The 25,675-nt window shown below is 57.4% G+C and carries 22 protein-coding genes; 10 read left to right on the top strand and 12 right to left on the bottom strand.

Annotation, left to right across the window (positions count from 1 at the left end; genetic code table 11):
* Positions 1-5: 5 nt before the first annotated feature.
* The 5 genes from AC2FH9_RS06980 to AC2FH9_RS06960 all read right to left on the bottom strand — a co-directional run bounded on the left by AC2FH9_RS06980 (position 6) and on the right by AC2FH9_RS06960 (position 5,143).
* Entirely contained in the window at positions 6-1,244 is a 1,239-nt protein-coding gene (locus AC2FH9_RS06980; RefSeq protein WP_496871148.1) for an NAD(P)/FAD-dependent oxidoreductase, read from the bottom strand.
* On the bottom strand, positions 1,241-2,173 hold the full coding sequence (locus AC2FH9_RS06975) for a 4-hydroxyproline epimerase (RefSeq protein WP_281995061.1): 933 nt from the start codon (positions 2,171-2,173) through the stop codon (positions 1,241-1,243). Before AC2FH9_RS06975 ends, AC2FH9_RS06980 begins: the two co-directional genes overlap by 4 nt.
* Positions 2,164-3,123, bottom strand: a complete 960-nt coding sequence (locus tag AC2FH9_RS06970) for a dihydrodipicolinate synthase family protein (RefSeq protein ID WP_496871147.1) — start codon at positions 3,121-3,123, stop codon at positions 2,164-2,166. The genes AC2FH9_RS06975 and AC2FH9_RS06970 overlap by 10 nt, the downstream gene beginning before the upstream one ends.
* A gap of 158 nt (positions 3,124-3,281) precedes the next feature.
* Positions 3,282-4,340, bottom strand: coding sequence for an ABC transporter ATP-binding protein (locus AC2FH9_RS06965; protein ID WP_496697090.1), 1,059 nt, complete (start codon positions 4,338-4,340; stop codon positions 3,282-3,284).
* Positions 4,337-5,143: an IclR family transcriptional regulator gene (locus AC2FH9_RS06960; RefSeq protein ID WP_496871146.1), complete on the bottom strand. Its 807-nt coding sequence runs from the start codon at positions 5,141-5,143 to the stop codon at positions 4,337-4,339. Before AC2FH9_RS06960 ends, AC2FH9_RS06965 begins: the two co-directional genes overlap by 4 nt.
* A gap of 140 nt (positions 5,144-5,283) precedes the next feature.
* Here AC2FH9_RS06960 and AC2FH9_RS06955 point away from each other — a divergent pair, with 140 nt between their 5' ends.
* The 10 genes from AC2FH9_RS06955 to AC2FH9_RS06910 all read left to right on the top strand — a co-directional run bounded on the left by AC2FH9_RS06955 (position 5,284) and on the right by AC2FH9_RS06910 (position 16,548).
* The gene (locus AC2FH9_RS06955) at positions 5,284-6,543 is read left to right on the top strand and encodes an ABC transporter substrate-binding protein (protein ID WP_142636170.1); all 1,260 of its coding nucleotides are present in this window, start codon (positions 5,284-5,286) and stop codon (positions 6,541-6,543) included.
* Positions 6,544-6,637: 94 nt separating this feature from the next.
* On the top strand, positions 6,638-7,561 hold the full coding sequence (locus AC2FH9_RS06950) for a carbohydrate ABC transporter permease (RefSeq protein WP_142636168.1): 924 nt from the start codon (positions 6,638-6,640) through the stop codon (positions 7,559-7,561).
* 1 nt (position 7,562) lies between these two features.
* The gene (locus AC2FH9_RS06945; RefSeq protein WP_142636166.1) at positions 7,563-8,411 is read left to right on the top strand and encodes a carbohydrate ABC transporter permease; all 849 of its coding nucleotides are present in this window, start codon (positions 7,563-7,565) and stop codon (positions 8,409-8,411) included.
* A gap of 22 nt (positions 8,412-8,433) precedes the next feature.
* Entirely contained in the window at positions 8,434-9,774 is a 1,341-nt protein-coding gene (locus tag AC2FH9_RS06940) for an alpha-glucosidase/alpha-galactosidase (RefSeq protein WP_496871145.1), read from the top strand.
* Between the two features lie 24 nt (positions 9,775-9,798).
* Positions 9,799-11,508 (top strand): IlvD/Edd family dehydratase, encoded by a 1,710-nt coding sequence (locus AC2FH9_RS06935; RefSeq protein WP_496693727.1) that lies wholly within the window; start codon positions 9,799-9,801, stop codon positions 11,506-11,508.
* Positions 11,508-12,275, top strand: a complete 768-nt coding sequence (locus AC2FH9_RS06930; protein ID WP_496749756.1) for an SDR family NAD(P)-dependent oxidoreductase — start codon at positions 11,508-11,510, stop codon at positions 12,273-12,275. The genes AC2FH9_RS06935 and AC2FH9_RS06930 overlap by 1 nt, the downstream gene beginning before the upstream one ends.
* Before the next feature lie 4 nt (positions 12,276-12,279).
* A complete protein-coding gene (locus AC2FH9_RS06925; RefSeq protein ID WP_496703136.1) occupies positions 12,280-13,173 on the top strand; it encodes a 2-dehydro-3-deoxygalactonokinase in 894 nt (297 codons plus the stop codon).
* Positions 13,170-13,775 carry a 2-dehydro-3-deoxy-6-phosphogalactonate aldolase gene (locus AC2FH9_RS06920; RefSeq protein ID WP_271948753.1) on the top strand — a complete coding sequence of 202 codons (606 nt, stop codon included), beginning with the start codon at positions 13,170-13,172 and terminating at the stop codon, positions 13,773-13,775. The genes AC2FH9_RS06925 and AC2FH9_RS06920 overlap by 4 nt, the downstream gene beginning before the upstream one ends.
* Positions 13,772-14,632, top strand: a complete 861-nt coding sequence (locus tag AC2FH9_RS06915) for an SMP-30/gluconolactonase/LRE family protein (RefSeq protein WP_271948752.1) — start codon at positions 13,772-13,774, stop codon at positions 14,630-14,632. The genes AC2FH9_RS06920 and AC2FH9_RS06915 overlap by 4 nt, the downstream gene beginning before the upstream one ends.
* The gene (locus AC2FH9_RS06910; RefSeq protein ID WP_496871144.1) at positions 14,629-16,548 is read left to right on the top strand and encodes a beta-galactosidase; all 1,920 of its coding nucleotides are present in this window, start codon (positions 14,629-14,631) and stop codon (positions 16,546-16,548) included. Before AC2FH9_RS06915 ends, AC2FH9_RS06910 begins: the two co-directional genes overlap by 4 nt.
* Positions 16,549-16,575: 27 nt before the next feature.
* On the opposite strand, the gene AC2FH9_RS06905 is transcribed toward AC2FH9_RS06910, so the two are convergent.
* The 7 genes from AC2FH9_RS06905 to AC2FH9_RS06875 form a co-directional block, all read right to left on the bottom strand.
* Positions 16,576-17,826, bottom strand: coding sequence for an ABC transporter permease (locus AC2FH9_RS06905; protein WP_496786379.1), 1,251 nt, complete (start codon positions 17,824-17,826; stop codon positions 16,576-16,578).
* Complete coding sequence (locus tag AC2FH9_RS06900) at positions 17,823-18,743, bottom strand: ABC transporter permease (protein WP_142636148.1); 921 nt, start codon at positions 18,741-18,743, stop codon at positions 17,823-17,825. The genes AC2FH9_RS06905 and AC2FH9_RS06900 overlap by 4 nt, the downstream gene beginning before the upstream one ends.
* A 12-nt stretch (positions 18,744-18,755) precedes the next feature.
* Positions 18,756-19,868, bottom strand: a complete 1,113-nt coding sequence (locus AC2FH9_RS06895) for an ABC transporter ATP-binding protein (protein WP_142636146.1) — start codon at positions 19,866-19,868, stop codon at positions 18,756-18,758.
* A gap of 117 nt (positions 19,869-19,985) precedes the next feature.
* Positions 19,986-21,110 (bottom strand): extracellular solute-binding protein, encoded by a 1,125-nt coding sequence (locus tag AC2FH9_RS06890; RefSeq protein WP_496691368.1) that lies wholly within the window; start codon positions 21,108-21,110, stop codon positions 19,986-19,988.
* Positions 21,111-21,251: 141 nt separating this feature from the next.
* Positions 21,252-23,216 carry a beta-galactosidase gene (locus AC2FH9_RS06885; RefSeq protein ID WP_496871143.1) on the bottom strand — a complete coding sequence of 655 codons (1,965 nt, stop codon included), beginning with the start codon at positions 23,214-23,216 and terminating at the stop codon, positions 21,252-21,254.
* On the bottom strand, positions 23,213-24,859 hold the full coding sequence (locus AC2FH9_RS06880) for an amino acid ABC transporter permease (RefSeq protein ID WP_496749749.1): 1,647 nt from the start codon (positions 24,857-24,859) through the stop codon (positions 23,213-23,215). The genes AC2FH9_RS06885 and AC2FH9_RS06880 overlap by 4 nt, the downstream gene beginning before the upstream one ends.
* Before the next feature lie 65 nt (positions 24,860-24,924).
* Complete coding sequence (locus tag AC2FH9_RS06875; RefSeq protein WP_142636138.1) at positions 24,925-25,674, bottom strand: basic amino acid ABC transporter substrate-binding protein; 750 nt, start codon at positions 25,672-25,674, stop codon at positions 24,925-24,927.
* Position 25,675 lies beyond the last annotated feature (1 nt).

Below are 25,675 nucleotides of genomic sequence, written 5' to 3'. Positions count from 1 at the left end.
CTCCCTCAGAACCGGCCAGCAGCAAAGGGGGCTGGCGAAATCGGGGGGGCCTGACGGTCAACCATGGCCCCAACAAGCTCGGCCGTGCCTGCGGATTGGGTCAGCCCAAGATGCCCATGGCCGAACGCATAGAACACGCAAGACGCATTTGGAGAAACACCGATGACCGGGATGCTGTCAGGCATCGACGGCCGGAACCCCATCCATTGCGTGCCTCCTTCGGTCTTGAGGCCGGGTAGAAACTCTTCGGCTTTGTGCAATAACGTGTCGGCTCGTTTGAAATTGGGGGCGAGGTTCAGACCGCCCAACTCGACCGCGCCGCCGATCCTGACGCCATTGTTGATCCGGCTGGCAACGAACCCATGCCGCGAGAAGGACAGGTGCATCCGCAGATCAAATGCACCTTCGGGCAGGGTCGTGTTGTATCCTCGCTCGGTTTCAAGCGGGAACCGGTCACCAAGTGTTCTGGCGATGTGATGAGACCATGCGCCGGCAGCCACGACCACTTTCGCCGCGTCCACGGGCCCTTCCGCCGTTTCAAGGCGCATGTCGCTTTGCTGTGGCACTAACGCCTGAATATCGCGCCGCTCGATCCGGCCTTGCCGGCTTTGAAAGGTCTGGGCAAGGCGCTCGACCCATTTCTTGGGATCAACGGTATTCAACCAGTTGGGCGTAAATCCCGCATGAGTGAACCGAGGGCTGAGGCCCGGCTGTTTTTCGGCAATCGCCTGAGGGCTTTCCAGCAATTCAAAGTCGATACCATGCTGGCGGCGCACCTCCCAGGCGGGCAGGCTTGCGCGGTATTCGGCCTCGGATTCATAGAGCTGCATCTGACCGTCGCGCTGCATCATCGCCTCGCCGTCAACCGCTGGGATCAACCGTTCAAGCGCGGCGCTGGACACTTTCATGAGGCTGGCCTGAGCGGCCAACAGCTCGGCATAGCGACCGGGCTGGCTCGCGCGCCAGAAACGGTACATCCAGGGCGCAATCTGCAATGCATATGCAGGCGGGATCGACAACGGCCCCAACGGGTCCAGCAGCCACTTCGGTGCCTTTTTCATGATGCCGGGCGTTGCCAGAGGCTCAACTTCGGAAAAAGCAAAGGCCCCGGCATTTCCGGCCGAGGTCTGCGCGGCGACGCCTTCCTTGTCCAGGACCAACACGGCATGACCCCGGCGCTGTAGTTCCAGCGCAATGGTCATGCCAATCACACCAGCTCCGATGACGACGATCTGCTGGGTCATACCTCAATCCCCGAACGGAATGGATCAGCCGCTTCAAAAATCAACCGCGACTCCGCCATGACATAGGCCTGCCCGGTGATCGAGGGGATAACACCGCCATTGGACCCAGCCTGATAGGACAAGCGATAGGTGCTGCCGATCACACTTTGCTGGACGATTTCCTGCCCCGGGGCCAATAGACCCTCAGCGGCCAGACAGGCCAGCCGAGCAGAGCTGCCGGTGCCACAGGGCGACCGGTCGTAATTGTCATCCGGGCACAGAACAAAGTTGCGGCTGTGAATCGCTTGCTCGGGCGATGCGTCCTGAAAGATTACATGATCAATCGGTTCACCCTGCTCGCCCCCAACCCCCTGCGCGATCGAGGCTTTGCGGATAGCAACGGCCCTATCGGTCAGTTCCCGAATATTGGCCGGAATAACGGAAAGCGGGCTTGGATCGACGATAAAGAACCAGTTTCCACCATAGGCCACATCCCCTGCAACCTCACCGAAACCGGGCACATGAAGTGAAATGTCGCTGTGAACGCGGCGGCTTTCGATATTCGTGACCGTGACAGTATTGGCATCGTGCAGTTCGACCGTGACAACTCCGGCTGGCGTTTCGATCCGATGTATTCCAACATCGATCCGACCAAGATGCGCCAGCGTCACGGTCAGGCCAATGGTTCCGTGGCCGCACATTCCCAAAACAGCATCGACATCAAAATAGATCACGCCGGTGACACAGGTTGGATCAACCGGTTCCACCAACAAGGCCGCGACCATGGCCGGTTGTCCGCGCGGTTCAAGCATGACCGAACGATAGAAATCCCTGTATTCGGTGTCCAGCCGCCGGGCGCGTTCAGCCAGAGGGCCAGAGCCCAGATCTGGTGCACCATCGAGGATGACCCGGGTCGGTTCTCCTCCGGTGTGGCTGTCGATCACATGCATTCTGCGATCACCCCACCTAGTTTCAACCAATCGGCGAACCAAGCCCCAAACAACGCGTATTGCTGTTCGCAATAATTCCGCTGTGCATCTGTCAGGGCATCAGTTTCATTGAAATGCAGGCGGTATTCCTCTTCCCCGTTCAACACCAGAAGATGCTTGTAATACAGCACAAGATCCGGGCCCTCATCAAAACTGGACAGCACCTGAATGGCCTCGGTCAGTTCTTGCGCCCGTAACCGGGCTTCGGCATTGCCCCGCGCGGCCTTTTGAGAAAGCGCAGCCAACAGCAACGCCTCACGTGGGAGGGCCGTTCCGATCCCGGTGATCGAACCGGTTGCCCCACAGTTGACGAAACCGTGGTAAACCTCGGTGTCCACACCCACCATCAACGTCACATCATCATCCTGACTGGTGATGTTTTCCGCTGCATAGCGCAGATCGTCCTTGCCTCCGAATTCCTTGAACCCAATGAGGTTAGGGTGTTCGGCGCGCAGGGCAAAGAACAGATCAGCCTTTGTTGCGAAACCATAATATGGGCTGTTGTAGATAATTGCCGGCACGTCCGGCGCAGCAGACAGGATTGCCTTGAAATGGTTCTTTTGCGCAGTTGATGAGCTCCCGCGGGACAGAACCCGGGGAATGACCATCAACCCGACAGCGCCGACCTTTTGCGCATGTGCTGCGTGGGCCTCGGCGGATTTGGTGTTGATTGCCCCGGTTCCGACCACAACCGGCAGCCCGGCATCCACCAGACGTTCCACCCCTTCCATGCGCTGTGCATCCGTCAAAAGCGGCCAGTCGCCCATGGATCCGCAATAGACAACCGCAGACATGCCTGCGTCGATCATTTGCTTGCCCTTGCGAACAAGTGCGTCGAAATCCGGCTGCCGATCCGCCGAGCAAGGGGTCATGAGCGCGGGCATCGTACCGCTAAATACATTGGTCGACATACGGTGCTATCCTCTAGTTACAGGGGTCCAGATAGGCGTCATGCGCCCGTTTTCACGCGATAACGGATATTGGATACAAAATCCATATATAATTCGACGCAAAAAACCCGCGTCGGACCTTTCATCTGGCGCGGCTTTCTCGACTGGCTAAAGGATAGTTATCTCAACCGCATCCCGGTTTCGGGATCAAACAGCATGGTGCGTTCCGGGCGGATCGAAATACCAATGCGTGTACCCTGCTTACTGCGCTCGTCTTCGCGCTCTTCAACGATCAGCTTGTCGCCATTCGATGTCAGCAAATAGGAATAGCTGACGCCGCCAAGCGCCTCGGTCAGATCAACGGTGCAGGTATCGCCCGACCGATCAACCTGAATATGTTCCGGGCGGATACCCAGCGTGACCCGAGACAGACCCAAAGGAACCGATGCTGGGACGGGCAGAGGCTGAGTGATCGCCGGATGAGTCACCTGACCATCAACGATGTCGCAATCCAGGAAGTTCATGGCAGGCGAGCCAATGAACCCTGCTACAAACTTGTTATCTGGATCCCGATACAGATCCATCGGCGCACCGACCTGTTCGATCCGACCATCGCGCAGCACCACGATCTTATCGGCCATGGTCATCGCCTCGACCTGATCGTGAGTCACATAGATCATGGTCGCGCCAATTTCATTGTGAAGCCGGGCAATTTCCACACGCATCTCAACGCGCAATTCGGCGTCCAGGTTGGACAGAGGTTCATCGAACAGGAACACCTCGGGGCCGCGCACAATCGCACGCCCGATGGCAACGCGTTGGCGCTGACCACCCGACAGAGCCTTGGGTTTGCGTTTCAGATACTGGTCCAGCTTCAGGATACCCGAGGCTTCCTGAACCTTCCTGTCGATTTCGGCTTTTGCCACGCCGTTCATCCGCAGGCCAAACCCCATATTCTCGGCCACCGTCATATGCGGGTACAGGGCATAGGTCTGGAACACCATCGCCACGCCCCGTTTCGCAGGGTCCTGATGTGTCACCTCGCGCGCGCCGATGTGAATTTGGCCCTCGGTCGTTTCCTCAAGCCCTGCGATCATCCGCAACAAAGTAGATTTTCCACAACCCGATGGGCCGACAAAGACACAGAATTCACCATCCTCGATTTCGAGGTCGATTCCGTGAATCACCTGTGTCTGGCCATACCGCTTAATCGTTTGGTTCAGAGTTACTCCGGTCATGTCGCTTGTATCCTGTCCTTCTGGCCATCGGGGCGTGTTTCAGGGAACCGCCAGGCCTGAGCTTCGGCCGCGATTTGTTCGGCCACCCGGCGCACGCGGGGAATCCAGGCCTCGAGCTGATCGAAATTCATCCGCTCAGTCGAGCCGGTCACCGAAATTGCACCCAACATCCGCCCGCCCTGCGTTCGGATCGGGCAGGCAACACAAATGATCCCCGTCTCGTGTTCTTCATCATCCAGGGCGTAGCCCCGGCTGCGGATCAGTTCCAGATCGGACCGCAGCGCAGCTTCCGAAGCTAGGGTCTTTTCCGTAAACCGGTGAAAGCTTTGCTGTGAGATCACCTTGTTCAGCTCGGCCTCATCCAGAAAGGCCATCATCGCCTTGCCCACACCCGTACAATAGGCCGGTCCGACCTTGCCCGCCTGTGAATACATCTCAACCGGCTGGGCGGCATTGCGCTTATCGACATACAGAACCTGACCAGAATCGAGCTGCGCCAGATGCACAGTCTCGCCCGTTTCACCGCTGAGCGTATCGAGAAAAGGCCTGGCAATCGGCGCCAGTGAGCTTTGCGTCCACGCCGCATGGGCCAGCCGAACCAGCCTCAAACCCGGTGCATAGGTCTGCCTATCCGGGTCATAGGACAACATCCCCTGATTGGTCAGGGATTGCAGAAACCGATAGAGCGTTGCCTTGGGAAAGCGGCTGCTATCCAGCAGTTCCGCAAAGCGAACCGGCCGCTGAAACGCGGCCACCTGATCAAGCACGTCACATGCTTTCCCTATCGTTCCATCACCTGCCACGGGCGCTCTGTCTCCTCCAGTTAACCTTCGGCCTCAGCCAAGAGGGTCTTGACAAGACTAACCGAGTCGATGTGTAGTTTTCAACATATAAAACTAAGTTCCAATATATGGAACTAAAATGGAAGCTAAGGGAGGAAACCATGCATTCCATCTACAAGCGCACCACGGCCGCTCTGGCCATGAGCGTTGCACTTGCTGTTCCCGCCTCTGCCGAGCTTACCGGCGAATTGCGGATATTCCTGGACACATCGAACCCGGCACCCCGGGCCACGATGGAAGCAATGATCGACAGATTTCAGCAACAGCATCCGGATTTGGCCATCGAGACAACGGTGATCGACCGCGAGGCCTACAAAACCCAGATCCGCAACTTCTTGACTGCGGATACGCCGGATGTCGCCACGTGGTACGCGGCGAATCGGATGAAACCCTATGTCGAGGCTGGCCTGTTCGAAGACGTCTCGGACCTGTGGGCGGAACCTGCGATTGCGGACAATCTGGCCTCAACCAAAGGTGCGATGACGATCGACGGCAAACAGTGGGGCGTGCCCTACACCTACTATCAGTGGGGCGTTTATTATCGCAAAGACATCTTTGACGAGCTGGGCCTGACCGAGCCCGCAACCTGGGAAGAAGAGCTGGCGAATTGCCAAAAGATCGTCGATTCCGGTCGCGCTTGCTATACGATCGGCACCAAGTTCCTGTGGACTGCCGGTGGCTGGTTCGACTACCTGAACATGCGCACCAACGGCTATGACTTCCACAACCAGCTGGCCAATGGTGAAATCAGCTGGGAGGATGACCGGGTCAAGCAGACCTTCGCCAACTGGAAACAGCTGATCGATATGGGTGCCTTCATCGACAACCACCAGACCTATAGCTGGCAAGAAGCTCTGCCCTTCATGGTCAACGGTGATGCGGCGGCTTATCTGATGGGCAACTTCGCCGTGGCGCCGCTGCGTGAGGCGGGCCTGAGTGACGACCAGCTGGACTTCTACCAGTTTGTTGCCATCAACCCCGATGTCGAACTGGCCGAAGATGCACCGACCGACACGTTCCACATCCCGTCAAACGCGGCGAACAAAGAAGCCGCCCGTGAATTCCTGCGCTTCGTTGTGTCTGCGGATGAACAGACCGAGATCAACAATGGCTCGAATCTCGGCCAGTTGCCGGTCAATGCTCAGTCCTCGGTAGATGCCGACAAGTTCCTGCAGCAGGGCTTTACCATGCTGTCGTCAAACAGCCCGGGCGGAGTCGCCCAGTTCTGGGACCGCGACGCACCGGCAGAAATGGCCAAGGCGTCGATGGAAGGCTTCCAGGAATTCATGGTCAAGCCAGACAATGCGGACAAAATCCTGGCCAAACTCGAACGGGCGCGTCAGCGCATCTACGACAACTGAACCGGTCAGGATTGGCAAAGCCAATCCTGAGCCATGACCTGAGTAAGGCGGGTATCAACCCGCCTTACTCCGCCTACCAGAACCGGGGACGCCCATGACCGCCGTCGATACCCACGAACAAGAAAGCTGGTTCCACCGAAACCAACAGCGCATCGCGCCCTGGTTATTTTTGGCCCCAGGCCTGTTGTTCTTTATGGTCTATGTGATCATTCCGGTCTTTCAGTCCTTCAACCTGTCGCTTTACGAATGGGACGGCCTGGGGGCTGCCGAATATGTCGGCTTTCGCAATTATGAAGACCTGTACTGGGAATGGTCGGACCGGGATGCCTTTTACATCTCGCTCAAAAACAACCTGATCTGGCTGCTGCTCTATCTGGCGGCGATTCCGGCGGGTCTGTTCATCGCGCTGTTCCTGAACCAGACGGTCTGGGGCATTCGCCTGTATAAATCCCTGTTTTTCTTCCCCTTCGTGATTTCTCAGGTGGTCGTTGGCCTTGTGTTCACATGGTTCTACGATCCCACATTCGGCCTGCTGAACGAATTCCTCGGATTCTTTGGCATGGGCCCCGTGAACGTGTTGGGTGACGAGCGGTTCGTGACCTATGGCATCATCTTTGCCGGTCTCTGGCCGCAGACAGCTTATTGCATGATCCTTTACCTGACCGGCCTCAACGCCGTGGACCCCGAACAAATCGAAGCCGGGCGGCTGGACGGTGCCAAGAGCTGGCGGATGTTGTGGCATATCATCCTGCCGCAACTGCGCCCTGCCACCTTCATTGCCTTTGTCGTCACCATCATTGGCGCGCTTCGCAGCTTTGACCTGATCTCAATCATGACACAGGGCGGTCCGTTCGGATCATCGCGCGTGCTGGCCTATTACATGTTCGAAGTCGCCTTGTCCGAGTATGGCTTCCGCATGGGGTATGGCGCGGCTATCGCGGTGATCCTGTTCCTTATCATGCTGTGTTTCATCGGTTATTTCCTGTGGTCAATGTACCGCGAAGAAAGGGGGCACTGAGATGTTTCCCAAGCCAATCGAAAAACAACCTCGTGCAGCGCAGATCACCTATCAGGCGTTGCTGCCGCTGGCCTTGCTTTTGTGGCTCGGGCCGTTGCTGGCCGTCGCCCTATTCTCGGTCAAACCCGCCGCGGATTTCACCAATGCCAACTACTGGGGGATGCCGTCCAGCTTTGAGGGCGCATTCAACTATGGGCAGGTGTTTTTCAATTCGGATATGCCGCGCTATCTGATGAATTCTTTCCTGATCACCGTTCCCACGGTCATCGGGTGCGTCGCGCTAAGTAGCATGACGGGGTTTGCACTCGGCATCTACAAATTCAAATCGAACCTTTGGATCTTCTTCCTGTTCGTAGCGGGCAATTTCGTGCCTTTCCAAATCCTCATGGTGCCCGTGCGCGACCTGACGCTGGACCTGGGCCTGTACAACACCAAGACCGGGCTGGTCTTGTTCCACATCGCGTTCCAGACCGGGTTTTGCACCCTGTTCATGCGGAATTTCATCCGCGCCCTGCCCTTTGAACTGATCGAGGCGGCGCGGGTCGAAGGGATCAGTGAATGGCGTATCTTCTGGTACGTGGTGCTGCCGCTGATGAAGCCCGCCATCGCGGCGCTCAGTGTGCTGATCTTTACCTTCATCTGGAACGACTATTTCTGGGCAGTAGTGCTGACGCAAGGTGCTGAGAGCCAGCCTGTAACCGCAGGGATCACCAGCTTTAACGCGCAGTTCCGCGCCGCCTATCAGCTGATGAGTGCCGGTTCCATTGTCGCGGCGCTGCCGCCGGTTGCCATGTTCTTCCTGATGCAGAAACATTTTATCGCGGGCCTGACACTCGGTGCCGTAAAATAACATCAAGCTAAAGGTTTGCCTGATGACCAAAATCACTTTTATCGGGGCCGGTTCCACGATCTTCATGCGCAATATCGTGGGCGATGCCCTTTTGACCCCCGCCCTGGCCGACAGCCATTTCGCCTTGATGGATATCGACACACAGCGCCTGGCTGAGAGCGAATCCGTGGCCCGCGCCATGGTGCGCTCGGTCGGCACGGGGGCCACCATAACCACCCATACCGATCGACGCGCCGCATTGGAGGGGGCGGATTTCGTGATTACCGCCTTTCAGATCGGAGGGTATAACCCCTGCACAGTGACTGATTTCGAGATCCCCAAGCAATATGGCCTGCGTCAGACCATCGCCGATACGCTGGGCGTGGGCGGGATCATGCGCGGGTTACGCACCGTTCCGGTTCTGTGGGACGTGGCGCAGGATATGTTGCAGCTCTGCCCCAACGCGACGCTGTTGCAATATGTGAACCCGATGGCGATCAACACCTGGGCTTTGGCCGAACGGTTTCCGACATTGAAACATGTCGGGCTGTGCCATTCGGTGCAAAACACGGTCGAGGAACTGGCCCATGATCTGGAGCTGCCCAAGCAGGAGTTTCGCTATAAGGTCGCAGGCGTCAACCATGTGGCTTTCTTCCTCAAGCTCGAGCATCAGGGCCGCGATCTCTATCCTGCGCTCCGACAGGGATATGCAGGTGGACAACTGCCGAAACCGCCCCTTTTGATGCCACGCTGCCCCAACAAGGTCCGATACGAAGTGATGGATCATCTGGGCTATTTCTGCACCGAAAGCTCGGAGCATCTGGCCGAATATGTGCCCTGGTTCATCAAGGATGGGCGCGACGATCTGATCGAGCAGTTCTCGATCCCGCTGGATGAATACCCCACCCGCTGCGTCGAGCAGGTCGAGGACTGGAAGGAACAGGCAAAAACCCTGACCGACGGGCGGGCGGTAGAGGTATGTCGCAGCCACGAATTCGCGGCGGATCTGATGAACGCCATCGTGACCAATATGCCCTACACCGCCTATGGCAACCTGCCCAATACCGGCCAGATCCCGCAACTGCCCTTGGGGGCTGCTGTGGAAACGCCGTGCCTGGTGGACAGCAACGGGGTGCAACCCTCGGTCGTGACCGACATCCCACCGCAGCTGATTGCGCTGATGCGCACCCAGATCAACGTGCAGGAACTGACTGTGCGGGCGCTGACCGACCAGAACCCCGAATACATATACCACGCCGCCATGATGGACCCACACACAGCCGCCGAGCTCGACCTGCAACAGATCCGCAATCTGGTCAGCGATCTTTTGATCGCGCATGCGGATTGGTTGCCAGGCTGGTGCAAACCGGCCAAAGCGGCATGACCAAATATTAAAGGGCTGACAATAATGACAAAAAAACGCCGCTCGCAGCATTGGTATGGCAAGCTGGACAAGGATGGTTTCATCCACCGGTCCTGGATGAAGAACCAGGGCTTTCCCGACCATGCCTTTGACGGGCGTCCCATTATCGGCATCTGCAATACATGGTCCGAACTGACGCCGTGCAATTCCGGCCTGCGCGATCTGGCCGAAGGCGTCAAACGCGGCGTGTGGGAGGCTGGCGGCTTCCCGGTCGAATTCCCGGTCATGTCGCTGGGTGAAACCCAGATGAAGCCCACCGCCATGCTGTTTCGCAACCTACTGGCCATGGATGTCGAAGAATCCATCCGCGCCTATGGGATTGACGGCGTGGTTCTGCTGGGTGGCTGTGACAAAACTACGCCGGGGCAACTTATGGGAGCCGCCTCGGTCGATCTGCCCGCCATCGTTGTCAGTTCCGGCCCGATGCTGAACGGCAAGTATCGCGGACAGGATATCGGCTCGGGCACGGATGTATGGAAGTTTTCCGAAGCCGTGCGCGCCGGGGAAATGACCCTGCAGGATTTCATGAATGCTGAATCCGGCATGTCGCGCAGCGCCGGTGTCTGCATGACCATGGGCACCGCGTCGACCATGGCATCCCTGGTTGAGGCGATGGGCATGAGCCTGCCCACCAACGCCGCGCTGCCCGCCGTTGATGCTCGCCGAATGGCGCTGGCGCATCTGACCGGCAAACGGATCGTCGAGATGGTGGATGAAGACCTCAAACCCTCGGGCATTCTGACCAAAGAGGCGTTTGAAAATGCCATCCTGGCCAATGCGGCCGTGGGCGGATCGACGAACGCCGTGGTGCATCTGCTGGCTTTGGCCGGTCGTGTAGGCATCGACTTGACACTGAAGGATTTTGAGATCGGGTCGGATATCCCGCTGCTTGTGAACTGTATGCCCTCGGGCCAATACCTGATGGAGGATTTCTGCTATGCAGGTGGCGTGCCTGTGGTTTTAAACGAACTCAAACCCTTCCTACGACCCGCCAAAACGGTTCTGAACAAGGATATTTCGGCCCATTACGAAGGTGCAGAATGTTTCAACCGCGATGTGATCCGTCCCTTCAACGACCCAGTGAAACCTGCCGCAGGCCTGCGTGTGCTGCGCGGAAATCTGGCGCCGAACGGGGCCATTGTGAAACCTTCGGCGGCCACGGACGCACTGTTGGAGACCGAGGCTGTGGCCCATGTCTTCGAAAGCATCGAAGATATGAAGGCCAATATCGACAGGGATGACTTGCCGGTGACGCCCGAGACAATATTGGTGCTGAAAGGCTGTGGACCCAAGGGTTATCCCGGCATGCCCGAGGTTGGCAATATGCCGATCCCGGCCAAGCTGGTGAAGGACGGTGTGCGCGACATGATCCGTATCTCGGACGCACGGATGTCCGGCACGGCATTTGGCACTGTCATCCTGCATGTCAGCCCCGAAGCCCAGGCGGGCGGCACGCTGGCGCTGGTCAAAACCGGTGACCGTATCCGTGTATCCGCTAGCAAGGGCGCGCTCGAGTTGCTGGTTGACCAAGTTGAACTGGACGCCCGACGCGCCGCATGGCAACCGGATGCTCCGCATTACACCCGCGGCTATGCCAAGCTTTACATAGACCACGTCCTGCAGGCCGATCAGGGTGCGGACCTGGATTTTCTTGTCGGCAAAGACACCCGCCTTGTGACCAGAGAGAGCCACTGATGGACCAACCCGCCACTTTCCACGACCTGAACGGTGCATCCGTCTTTATCACCGGAGGTGGTTCTGGTGTCGGGGCCGCTTTAACGGACGGATTTCTGGCGCAGGGTGCGCAGGTCGCCTTTATCGGGCGCTCCGACGCCAGTGCCTTTGTTGATGAGATGCGCGCCAAGCACGGGCGCGGGCCGCTGTTTCTGCAAGGCGACATGACAGATACCGACCTGCTGCGCGCCTCAATGGCCAAAGCCGCCGAGGCCCATGGCCCCCTTGATGTGCTGATCAACAATGCCGCCAACGACAAACGCCATTCGCTTGACGAAACCACGCCCAAATTCTGGGACTGGATGATCGAAGTGAATCTGAAGGCGTATTTCTTTGCCTGCCAAGAAGCCGCACGTCAAATGCAGGACAAAGGCGGATCAATCATCAATTTCAGCTCGATCAGCTATATGATGGGTAATTCCGGTTATCCGATCTATACAACATCAAATGCCGGGATCACCGGGATGACCCGGTCGTTGGCGCGCGAGCTTGGCCCGCAGAAAATCCGCGTTAATGCGCTGGCCCCCGGATGGGTTCTGACACAGAAACAGCTGGACATGTGGGCCACGCCAGAAGATCTGGCCGCACATCTGGAACGCCAATGCCTAAAGGACCACCTGACGCCCGAGGATATGATCGCACCGACCCTGTTTCTTGCGTCGGAAGCCAGTCGCGCCATGACCGGGCAATGCATGGCCGTTGATGGCGGTGTTGTAGTAACAGGATGAGAACATGACAATCGAATGGATCGCTGTTGATTGGGGAACAACTCATCTGCGGGCATGGGCAATGCAAGGTGACACCATTCTGGACCAGGCTCAGTCCGCAAGCGGCATGGACCAAATTCCCCGGGATGGGTTTCAAAAAGCATTGCTGGACCTGATCGAGGGCTGGCTTGGCGATGCCGCCATGGATGTGGTCGCCTGCGGTATGGTGGGTGCGCGTCAAGGCTGGGTTGAGGCACCATATTCCGCTGTACCTTCGGTTCCTGTTTCCGTTGCACCTGTCCGCGTTCCGGCAACAGATCCCCGTATCCGCGCCTTTGTCGTACCCGGGCTAAAGCAAACAAGCCCCCCCGATGTCATGCGCGGAGAAGAGACACAGATCGCCGGTTTTCTGGCCCACCGGCCAAACTGGGACGGCATCATTTGCCTGCCCGGAACGCATACCAAATGGGTACAGGTCAGCGCGGATGAAGTCGTCAGCTTCCGCACATTCATGACAGGCGAAATCTTCGGATTGCTCAGCAATCAATCCGTCCTAAAACATACGGTCAGCGAAGGCTGGGACGACGCGGCTTTTGCCGAGGCTGTGGCGGATGCCCTGTCCCGACCGGAACAACTTGCCGCGCGCCTTTTCGGCCTGCGGGCCACTGATCTGCTGCAGGGTCAGGGCTCCGGTGTCGCACGTGCGCGTCTGTCGGGATACCTGATCGGAGCGGAACTGGCCGCGTCCCGTCCCTATTGGTTGGGCCAGCAGATTGCCATTATCGGGGACCAAAGCCTCTCGGAAATCTATGCCATCGCGCTGAAACAGCAGGGTGCATTTGTTGAAATAGCCGACAGCACGCAATCTACATTGGCAGGTCTTTTGCAGGCCCGAAATCTGACGAGGCAAACCGCATGAGCCGTCCTATCATTGCAATTCTGCGCGGTCTGCAACCCACCGAGGCTGCCGAAGTCGGGCAGGCCCTGATCGACGCGGGCATAGACCGGATCGAGGTGCCCCTGAACTCACCCGATCCGTTGACCAGCATCGGCATTCTGGCGGAACGTTTCGGCGATCGCGCATTGATCGGCGCCGGAACCGTCCTGACCATCGAACAGGTCGATGCGGTGGCCGGGGTCGGCGGCAAGCTGATCGTCTCGCCAAATTTCGACGCTGAGGTGATACAGCAGACTATCAAACTGGGCATACAAAGCTGGCCTGGCGTCCATACCCCGACCGAGGCCTTTGGCGCGCTCAGGGCAGGGGCAACCGGGCTCAAACTGTTTCCGGGCGTGATGGCGGGGCCCTCGGGCCTGGCCGCAATACGCCCGATCCTGCCCAAAGACGCGCTGGTCTTTGCCGTCGGTGGGGCAGGCCCCGAAAACTTTGCCAATTGGCTCAAGGCCGGGGCGGACGGGTTCGGGATCGGCTCGGCCCTGTATAAACCGGGAATGGCCGTTGCCGACATTGCAGAGCGCGCGCGAAAGATCGTCTTGGCCTATGACAAGGCCACCCAATGAGTGTCGTGTTTGACGACCGTCCCTGCGATCTGGGCGAGGGGCCATTGTGGCACCCGGAGCGCGCGCAGCTGTTCTGGTTCGACATCACAGGCAACCGTCTGATGACCCAGAAGGACGGGCAACAGCAAAGCTGGAACTTCCCCGAAAATGTCTCGGCCGCGGGCTGGGTGGACCAAGACACGCTGTTGAAGGCATCTGAAACCGGGCTATGGCGGTTTGACCTGAAAACCGGCGAACGTGCCTTGGTTACCCATCTTGAAGCGGACAATACCGTCACCCGTTCCAACGATGGCCGCGCTGATCCCTGGGGCGGTTTCTGGATCGGTACCATGGGCAAGAACGCCGAACCCGGCGCAGGGTCCATCTATCGGTTCTGGCGCGGCGAAGTTCGGCAGTTGGTGCCAGATGTCACGATCTCGAACGCCATCTGCTTTGCGCCCGATCGCTCCTGCGCCTATTTCACCGACACGGTCACCAGACAGGTTATGCGCTGGTCTTTGAACCCGGAAACCGGATGGCCAGAAGGTCAAAGCACCGTGTTCCTCGACCTTACCAAAGACCAGCTGAACCCTGATGGCGCGGTGGTCGATACGAGCGGAAATATCTGGATCGCCCAATGGGGCGCCAACCGCGTGGCCGCTTACGCGCCCGACGGACAGTTCCTGAAGTCGGTCGGTTTTGACGCGGCCCATGCCTCGTGCCCGGCTTTTGGCGGGCCTGACCTGACAACGCTGTTCTGCACCACCGCTCGCCAGGGGCTGGATGCGGCACAGATTGAAATCCAACCTACTAACGGAATGACCTTCGCCGCACCCGACGCAGGCAAAGGTCAGGCAGAGCACAGAGTCATCCTATGAACCCCAAACTTGGCGTTTGCTATTACCCCGAACATTGGCCCGAGGCGATGTGGGCGGAGGATGCCGCACGGATGGTCGAGACCGGCCTGACATGGGTACGGATAGGCGAGTTCGGCTGGAGCCGGATGGAGCCCACGTCGGATGATATGCACTTCGACTGGCTGGATCGCGCAATCGAAACCTTAGGTGCTGCCGGGTTGAAAGTGGTGCTGGGCACGCCAACAGCGACGCCGCCACGCTGGATGCTGGCCAAATACCCGGACATGCTTGCCGTGGATGCGCAGGGTCAGCCGCGCAAGTTCGGCTCTCGCAGACATTATTGCTTTAACCACACCGGGTATATCGAAGAATGCGTTCGGATCGCATGTGTCATGGGCGAACGCTATGGGCGCAACCCACATGTCGCAGCATGGCAGATCGACAATGAATATGGCTGCCACGACACCACTGTCAGCTATAGCCAACCCGCCCTACACGCCTTTCAAAACTGGCTGGAAGGTCAATACAGCACGATTGAAACCCTGAATGCAGCGTGGGGAAATGTGTTCTGGTCAATGGAATATGACAGGTTTGATCAGATCGACCTGCCGAACCTGACAGTGACAGAACCCAACCCGGCCCATGTTCTGGCCTTCCGGCGGTTCAGTTCAGATCAGGTGGTGGCCTTCAACAGGGCACAGGTCGAAGTGCTGCGGCCCCTGACCGATGCGCCTTTGCTGCACAATTACATGGGGCGTGTGCTGGATTTCGACCACTTCGCAGTGGGTGCCGATTTGGATATCGCCACATGGGACAGCTATCCGATCGGGTTTCTATCTGACCGGCTTGAGGCGGATAAGGCACATAAGTCGACCTTTCTGCAGCAAGGCGATCCCGACATGCAGGCCTTTCATCACGATCTGTATCGCGCTGTGGGGCGCGGGCGTTGGTGGGTAATGGAACAGCAACCCGGCCCGGTGAACTGGGCCCCTTACAACCCTGCACCTCTGCCCGGTATGGTGCGCCTGTGGTCGCTTGAGGCCGTGGCGCATGGGGCCGAGGTGGTCAGCTATTTCCGCTGGCGGCAGGCGCCCTTTGCGCAAGAACAGATGCATGCAGGACTGCTGACGCCGGACAACCGCTCTGCCCCGGCTTTGGCCGAGGCACGCCAAACCGCCGATGATCTGGCCGGGCTGGGAGCAATCACACAGGCCAGAGCGGATGTCGCGATCCTGTTCGACTATGCCTCGGATTGGGCCTGGGCGACGCAACCTCAAGGGGCTGGGTTCGACTATTTCAAACTGGTCTTTTCAACCTACCAAGCCCTGCGCAGAGCTGGATTGTCAGTGGATTTCCTGCCTGCGGATAGTATCCCAAAGGCGGGATATAAGGTGATCCTTGCACCGGGTCTGGCGACCATCGGACCCGATCTGGAACAACGCCTGACCAATGGTTGTGATCTGGCTGTTCTGGGCCCGCGCTCTGGCGCCATCACGCAGGACTTTCAGATACCCGCAACTGGTCACCCCGGGCTGACTGCACTGGATTGCACTGTCGATCTTGTGGAAACCCTGCCCCCTCAAGTAACCCGGGAAGTTGATGGTGGCGGCGCGGCCCTTCACTGGGTCGATCGCCTGTCAGGAAAAGCCCCGGACCTTTTGACATTTCAAGACGGAACACCTGCCCTGAAAGGGACCGACCACATGTGGTATTTGGCCGGGTTCCCGGATGACACGTTATGGGATCGCGTGATCAGCAAGGCCGCTGCTCGGACAGGCATTGCCTTGCATCCGATGCCTCAGGGTCTGCGGCGGCGCCAGACGTCCGGGCATACATTCCTGATCAACTACAATTCGGCGCCGGTTGAATGGAACGGCCGGATGATCGAAGCCTGTGATGTGTTCATTCAGGAAAATGACACGCCCGCCGAGGGGTAACCTCGGCGAGCGCAAACTGCGAGGCGCTTAGTTCGCCTGCAAACTGTTGGGATCAAAGGCACCGCCATTGCCCGAAGGCGTTTCAGTACCAGAATCCTCTTCTTCGTCACCCAGAGTATTCGGCGCAAACACATTGCCGAAACCGCTGTTATTCGAGGGTTTCGGGGCCGATTCCTGCGCACCCTCTCCCTCTTGCTCAGCCGCTTCCGCCTCGCGCTTTTTGCGCTGTTCTTCGCGCTGCTTGCGCAGCTCTTGAATACGCAGGTCAGCTTCAAGGCGCTTTTGCTCTTTGACATCTGCGACACACTGAGCCGGATTATAGGCGGTTGCGGTTCCGACCACAGTGATCGTGGCAACCGCAAAGACAACCAGTAGAACCGCAGCAAGGTTCCCGGCAAAGAAGCTGGGAAGTTTGATCTTGCCCGCCAGTTCCTCGACCGTGGCGTTCTTGCGTGCAGCAGCCACCAGTTCCTGTCGCTTCAGCTTGGCCTCGTTCAGCAGGGCAAAGAACACCGTCAGCGCCACGATGATGAAGGCCAGCGCCGAGATCGAGGGCGTGATGCCATAGCGCACCTTCTGCGCCAGTTCGATGGTCAGCGTCGGGTATTCACCAAAGGTGAAGGTGGTGGTGTTGTAGTTCTCAAACGAGGCCAAGAACGCCAGCACTGCCGCGCTGGCAATCGCCGGACGCATGAACGGAAGCATAATCTTGCGGAACGCCTGAGCATGGGTTGCACCCAGATCCAGCGCGGCCTCGGTCAACGCCATATCATAGCGCTGCAACCGTGCCACCAGCACCAGCATGCAATAGCTGGCGATAAAGGTGGATTGGCCGATCACCGTCAGGAATATCCCGTTTGACAGGAAACTGTCGGCACCCAAGCCCAACATCCGGTTGATCCGGTCCCAGAACACCAGTGTCGAGATACCCAGAACAACGCCCGGGATCAGGATCGGCGCGATGATGACCGTATAGTAGGTCGCACGCAGTTTCGGCCAGATCTGCGTCAGCATCAGCGCGCCCGCTAGACCCATCGCCACCGATAGAACCACCGTTCCGGCGCCGATGATCAGTGAGTTCTTGATGCCGTTCAGGATGCGTTGGTCCTGAAACAATTCGCCGAACCACTGGAAGGTCAGACACTCCCACGGTGTCATCCTTGGGAATTCGGACGAGTTGAAGGCCGTGACCGACATGATCACCAGCGGACCCAGAAGGTACAGGAAGAACAGCACCAGGTAGACCCAGATGCTTACACGGAGGAAGGACAATTTCATTTCCCGATATCCCCCATATTCACCTTGAACAGGCGCATTACGGCCAGCACGAACAAGATACAGGTCACGAGCAGAACGATGGCGTAGGCGGCACCCTGCGGCCAGTCATTGTTGTCGTTGAACTGCTGATAGATCAGCTGCGTGAACCACAGGGAGGACGGCCCGCCCAGAATTTGCGGCGCGGCCAGCGCACCCGCGGACAGCATGAACACCATAGTACAGCCCGAACTGATCCCTGGCTTGGCATAGGGAATGACCACGCGCCAATGGATACGCCACCAGGGGGCTCCCAAATCTCGCGCCGCCTCGATCTGGTTTTTATCCAGACTTTCTATGACGTTATACATCGGGAAGATCATCAGCAGGATATAGGCATAGCCCAGCCCGGCATAGAGCGCGATGTCATTGCGGATGAAATCAAACGGCATATCCCAGACCCCCAGCCCAGTGAACAGCGTGTTCAGTACACCGGTTTCGCCAAAGATGATCCGCAGGGCAAAGGCGCGCAGGATCTCATTGATCCAGTAGGGGATGATCAGCATGATCGCAAAGATGCGGATGTGACTGCCCTTGGACTGACCCAGATAATAGGCGATCGGATAGCACAGGATCAGGTTGAAAATCGTAACGCATACCGCGGCCAGAAGGGTGCGGAAAAACACCCTCAGATCGACGGCGTTATAGTCCTGGCTGCCGCCTTCCGGGCCATAGATCAGGTATTTGTAGTTCTCCAGCGTATAGACATCCTTTGGCCCCCCGATCTCGGGCGGGGGCAGGTTTGGCCGGAATGAGAAATCCAGCATCGACAGCTGCGGCAGGATGATCAGGCCGATGGTCCAGAACAGGACCAAACCCAGTATCATCAATCCCATGCCGGTGCCGTTGCGGTTGAAGAATTCTTTCAGAAAATGGGGCATATTTTTATCCCCTTATTCCGCGGCCAGCTCACCCGCTGGAACCAGAACCGCATTATGGGTCTGATATTCCAACGTGATGGTCTGCCCGGTATGGTCATCGAAAGATTGGCCTAGATTGGGCAGCGATACCTTAATTTCCTTGCCGCCATCGCCTTCGGTGAAAATATTGAAGGCGTTACCTTCGAATTCTTCATGGTTCACGCGGGCGGTTACAAAATGGTCGCCCACTGCACCGTCCGGGGCAATCGCCAGCGCCTCGGGGCGAATGAACATCATCGCGTCATCGCCTTCTTTCAGCTTGCCCTGATTTACAGTGGAAATCCGTGCGACCAGATCGCCGGATCGGTTGGTTGCAATCAGCGCCTCATCTCCCATGACTTGCTTGATCTTGCCGCGGAAAACGTTGTTTTCGCCAACGAACGACGCCGCAAAAGCCGTGTTGGGGTCATTGTAAATTGTCTTGCCATCGGCAATCTGGTCGATCACTCCTGCACGCATTACGGCGATATTGTCCGACATGGTCAGCGCTTCGCCCTGGTCGTGGGTGATATAGATAAAGGTGATACCGACACGCTTCTGAATCTCGCGCAGCTCGGTGCGCATATGCTGGCGCAACTTCAGGTCCAGCGCCGAAAGCGGTTCGTCCAGCAGCAGTACATCGGGTTCGGCACATAGGGCGCGGGCAATCGCCACGCGCTGACGCTGACCACCCGAAAGTTCGCTGGGCAGCTTGTCACCCTGTCCCGGCAGCGCGATCATGTCCAACAGCTCATCGGCCCGCTTGCGGCGCTCGGCCGCGCTGGCGCCTTTGATCTCCATCGAGAAAGTGATGTTTTCCCAGACTTTCATCAGGGGGAACAGCGCGAGGTTCTGAAAGATCAGGGCAGTCGGGCGCTTGTTGGGCCCGATGCCGCGCATGTCATTACCACCGATCAGAACCTTACCCTCGCTGGGGTCCAGAAACCCCGAAACAGCGCGCAAAATCGTTGTCTTGCCGCAACCGGATGGTCCCAGGAACGAAAAGAAATCGCCCCCGTTTATGTTCACATTTGCGTCCCGCACCGCGACAAAATCGCCGAAACGGATCCACAGGTTTTCAAGATCTACACCGACCCCTGCACTCATTTTTGGTATCTCCGATTGATGCGCTTGGTGGTGCGCACCCAAATGGGTTCCGTCACGCAGTGGCGTGCGGGTTGGGAGCCCCCCGCGTTTGGCGGAGGGCACTTTTTTGAAAAGCTATCAGGCGCTTTTGAACTTGTTGACGAACTCGGTCCGGGTTTCCGCATACCAGGGCGCTTCGGCCGGCCACGGATTGAGGTTGGCCAGCGAGTCGCCCGGATAGGCTTCGGCGAAGTTCTTCTTGTAGGTGTCGCCCGAATATTGGTCGGCACCCAGAACGGGCGAGTTGTACCCGTGGCTGTCGATCGCAACACCGGCCGGTTTGGCCTGGTAGGCAAAGTCGATGAAGGCATAGATCTGGTCGATATTGGCAGCACCTGTTGGAATTGCCATACCATCAACCCAGGCCATCGCCCCCTCAACCGGAGCCTGATAATGCACAGGCTCACCTGCAGATTTAAGTGCCAGCGGCGGGCCATCCCATGTCTGGCCAACAATCACGCCTTCGTTCAACAGACCGTTCTTCTGTGTGTCGGCGTCGTTCCAGATCAGCTTGATGCGGTTCTTACGTTCGATACACCAATCTGCGATCTGACCCCAAACCTTGCGCATGGTATCTTCGTCGCCATAAGCGGCCCAGACGGAACCGGGCTCCATCTCGCCTGCGCGCTCCATGTACAGGCCTGCGCCCAGCATCATCGAGTGCGCGCGGCCCATGGTCTTACCTGCGTTTGCTTCGGACCAGACGTCGCCATAGGACGGTGCGTCACCTTCAGGCAGCCACAGATCAGTCCGATATGCGATGCCTTCAGTTCCCCAGATATGTGGCAACCAATGCACACCGGAATCGCCAAAGTTCCAGGCATCTGTACCAATCGCTGCCATCGCCGGGTTCACCAGATCAATCGGAACCTTGTTCATGTCAAAAGGCTGCAACAGCTCAAGCGGTTCCCACTGCAAAGACCGGTTATTGGTCGGCGACACGATGTCGAAACCCTGACCCTTGGTGGCCTTCATCTTGTTGATGATTTCTTCGTTCGACCCGATACCGGTATAGTTCACCTTGATTCCGGTCAGTGTCTCGAATTCCTGCAAGAATGCTGGCGGCAGGTAATCGGACCACATCAGAATGTTGATCTCACCCGAGGACGCCAGCGCGCTTTTGCTGTACAGCGGTGCTGCAAGTGCTGCCGCCCCTGCGCTCTTCAAGATTGTACGTCTGGAAAGGTTTTTCCGTTCGGCCATATTCGATTCTCCCATAGTTGGACTTTCAGTCCTATTGTTATGCAATCACAGGCTAGAGGGTTGCTGCAAAGCTGTCAGTCCAAAAGTGACAGTTTGCAGAATTCATAGGTCCAGTTTGCAATCATGTCCGCAAGCTCTGGTTTACTTCCACTTCCAGACTGAGACACCATAGGATGGGATTTCTGAAGTACCAACAATATATTGCCGATTTTCGTCATCCGGCAGAACCTGTGCGGCAGCCCCGAAGTTGAACGCAAAGCCGAGGTCACCCCGCTGTGTAACACGAAGGTCCGGGTCACATTCCCGTATCGGAAGGCCCGCCCATGTCAGCGCTTTAATCAGGATCGCCCGTAGCAACGGTCCGTTTGGGATCATCGCCAGATACATAGCCCGGTCCGATTGCACAATCGCCGGACTGCCAGCCCTGTAAGCACTTACGAAATGCGCAATTACCTGATTTTCGGTCTCGATGACTTCCCGCCAGCCCTTAAAATCAAAGGTCTCGGTGCTCTCGAGGCTTACGGATTCACCCGCCAGATCCGGCAGGGATTCGACGCGTATGACTTTTATCCCTGCAAGATCGGCCAACTCTCCGGGAGCGAGATTTTCAGGGGTCCACATGTCCACAGTCTTGCTGCCCGCACGGGCACCGATCAGCAATTTGGCCTGGCTGTGGTGCAATCTCTTTGCCAGATCGGGCGAGATGATCATGTTTTGCGGCAATACGATCAATGAATACCCTGTCAGATCATCATCGGGACCAACGAAATCCAGATCGACCCCCAATGCACGCAGGCCAGCATACCAAATCCGGAAAATCCCGGCATTCGGGAATGCGTCATCATGCGGCAGGATATCTGCAGCCCAAATGGATTCGTAATCCAACAGAATTGCCACAGCTGCATTCTGCCGGGTGACTTCCGGCAGGGCAGCACGCTCTTGTGCAACCTGAGCCAGTTCCAGCGCGGCCTGATCCGGGCTGCCATCCGATCGCAGAAGCGCCGTGTGGAATTGTTCCTGCGCGAACTTCGCCTGACGCCATCGGAAGAACATCACTGCCTGTGCACCGTGGGCAAAAGCGGCCCAAGTCCAAAGCCTGACCATCCCATCCGCAGGTGAGGGGTTCTTTTCGGCCCAGTCCACCGGACCGGGCTGTTGTTCCAGAACCCACATTCGGCCCCTGCCCTGGCTGCGATACAAATCGCAGTGAAACCCCTGATAGTCCGGCGCGCCTGTTCGCAAGTATCGACGTTTGTCTTCATCAGACAGTGACGATCCCAACAGGTTGCCCAGCGGATAGCTGTCAAAACCGACCACATCCAGATCCGCCGCAACAGCGTGATGGTCGAACTCAAAGCTGCCTGCCATGAAATTATGGGTAATATCGCGCCCCGGCGCAAACCTGCGCAGAATATCCGCCTGAGCACGATTGAAATCCCGCACCCGATCCGAAGAATAGCGGGCAAAATCCAGAGCATGGGTCGGGTTCGGGCTGGCCACCAAACTTATGGGCAGTTCGATCTGATCAAAATCGGAATAGAGCGACCCCCAAAACACTGTCCCCCATGTTCGGTTAAGCGCCTCAATCGTACCGTAGCGGTCTTGCAACCATCTGCGAAAACCGGTGCGAGCGGCATTGGAATAGCTCAGAACCGTATCGTGATCGTTATATTCATTGTCGATCTGCCAAGCACAAACAAATGGATTTTCGCCATATCGACGGGCATATTCCGTGGTGATCCGACGGGCCTCGGTCAGGTAGATATCGCTGGAAAAACAATAGTGTCGGCGCGACCCGAACCCACGCACCCGGCCATCCGGCCCCACTGGCAGAATCTCAGGGCAGTCATCCACTAGCCATTTCGGAGGTGCAGCCGTAGGCGTCGACATCATCACGCGCAAACCGGCATCGCCCAGAATTCCAATCACCTCGTCCAGCCAGCCCCATTCGAACCGGCCTCTTTCCGGCTCGATCAGGCCCCAGGTAAACTCAGCAATCCGAACCCAATCCAATCCCATATCGACCATGCGCTTAGCATCGTCGCGCCACTGCGATTTGTCCCATTGCTCGGGGTAATAGCAAACGCCCAGCTCAAGCCTGCTCATCGGTTTTCCCGTGCGCTGCGGCGTTCGATCCATTTGAGGAAACTAGCGCAACCAAGCGTCACCACGACATAGAGGATCGCCGCTGTGTTGAATGGCGCGAAGGGCAGAAAACTTGAGGCCTGAAATTCGCGCATGCGCTGAGTCATGTCGCGGACCGACAGGATGGACAGCAATGAGGTATCCTTGATCATCGCGATAAATTCATTGCCCAAAGGTGGCGTCACTATGCGCAATGCCTGTGGCAGGATAATAAGCCGGGCAGTTTGCCAGCGGGACAGCCCAAGCGAGCCGCCTGCTTCGATCTGACCTCGTGGGATGGCCTCAATCCCTGATCGGAAAATCTCGGCCATATAGGCCGAATACCCTATGGAAATGGCGATGATGCCGCGGGTCATGTTGGTCATGTCGATGCCGCCACCTGTGGCATCCTTGACCGCACCAGCAAGCGGCAAGCCGATATAGAGGATGATGACCAGCATTGGAATGCCGCGAATGGTATCGACAAAAAACTCGGCCCCTACAGCCAGCGGATGTAGCTTATGCTGTGCGCCTCCGACCGTCAGTGTCAGAAGCAAAAACCCAAAAACCGCAAAAGTCAGCGCCGGGTTACGAAACTTGTCTGGCAGAAAACTGGATTGCCAGATCACCGGATAGCCCTGCGTATGAACGCCAGCCGGAACAAAAGCACCAGATACGCTGTCGACGGTTGTAATCTGATCCAGTGCAGAGACGGCATCGGGGGCGCTGCGAATGCGATACTGTTGGCCTTCACCTCCGTCGAACTCTCCGAACCGGATCAAATCCGCCTGGGCCTGTGGCGTACCCCGAACAATGGCAATTCTTGCTTCAGTACTGCCAACCAGAACAAAGCTCACCTTTGGTTGCATAAAAAAGAACGCCGACACGGCCAATAGTGTCAGGCTGATGGACCCATAGACAACGGTTGTTCGAGCTTTGGGCTTGAAGGACTGCAAACCGACCCAGACCAGACCCATAATGGCCGCAAAGATATAGGCAAAGATCGCTGCACGGAACGTTATCGCGACCCCGGTCGCAAATTGCCAATGCGCCAGAAACATCAGGTAAAACAAAACCAGCCCGGTCAGCAGTTCGAGTCCAATCTGAACATAGGCTTTCATGGATCGTGGGAAACGGGCCGTCAGGGGGATCACCGCGACCACCATCGCAAACCCTACCAGCAGGGCCTGTAGTCTCATTTGCACCTTGGCGACGATCTCGGGGAACAAGACCCAAGGTTGCGAAGATCGGTCAATGAACTCAGACGTGTTTTCGCTGAGCGCATTAAAGAAGACGGATTCCGCAAAGGGCATCAGCATCTGAGGCTGGACAAGTCCAAGGATCGCCAACCCGGCCGAGGCCGGCATTGCCAAAGCCGCCGCAATCCTCAACCAGTTCGGCGCGATGGTTTGAAACCGGATGCGGCGCGCCGAGAGATAGGCCAATATGGCCACGGCCAGTATCAGAAGAAACCCAACAAAAATGGGCCCCGCATTTTCACCAATCCCCAAAATGGCAACCAATGACCTCAGATATTTCGAGGATGAGGCAAACAGGTAGATGATGAACGGGGCAGCGGCGAGCAAAACAAGATTACTCGGCCGGATCGAGCTTAGGCGGATCATGGCGTCCCTCGGGTTATGCTTGACCCGGCAGGTTTTCCCGCCGGGTCAGAAAGGGTTTCAACGGCTCAATCAGTGCCCCAGTATTTGGCAACCAATGCGTCCATCGTACCGTCTGCCTGAATGGCGGCCAGCCCTTCGTTTATGGCGTCAACGGTTGCGTCACCTTCCTGAAACACAATACCCAGTGGATCAGACTGAAGGCCTGTGATGCCTACAGCCAATTCCCCGGCAAATTCCTGTTCATATGCCGATGCCGAGGTTCCATCAATGATCACCCCCTGTACGTCAGCATTCTGCAAAGCCAGGATCGCTGCAGAGAAATTGTCATACAGGCTGACATTCTCGCGTCCGACCAGCTCTTCGGCCAGCTGGGCATTGGTGGTGCCAGTCTGCGCGGCTAGCTTCTGACCACCTGCTTTGAAGTCATCCAACGTCATGTCAGCATTGTCGACCTGCAGCAGGATCGCCTGACTTACAATGATATAAGGCTCGGAAAAATCCATGTTCTCTTCGCGTTCCGGAGTGATTGAGACACCCGAGATCACGAGGTCGAACTCCCCTTGCTGAAGCGCGGCAAAGATCCCATCCCAGGCTGTATTTACGAAATTCGGGACGCAGTTCACCTTTTCACAGATCGCATTCATGACATCGACATCAAATCCCACAATCTGACCCGTGGACTCATCGACCGTCTCCATGGGCGGATAGGTGGCATCTGTTCCGATCTTAAGTACGCGCCCTTCAAGATCCGCTGCAAACACAGCAGGCGCGGCAAGCGCGGTCAGGGCGGCGGCGGCAAATAGGTTTCTTAACATC

This window comes from Ruegeria sp. CDSC081 (assembly GCF_059610485.1).
The sequence above is the reverse complement of the archived record's forward strand: the minus strand, read 5'-3'. Positions and strand labels throughout refer to the sequence as shown.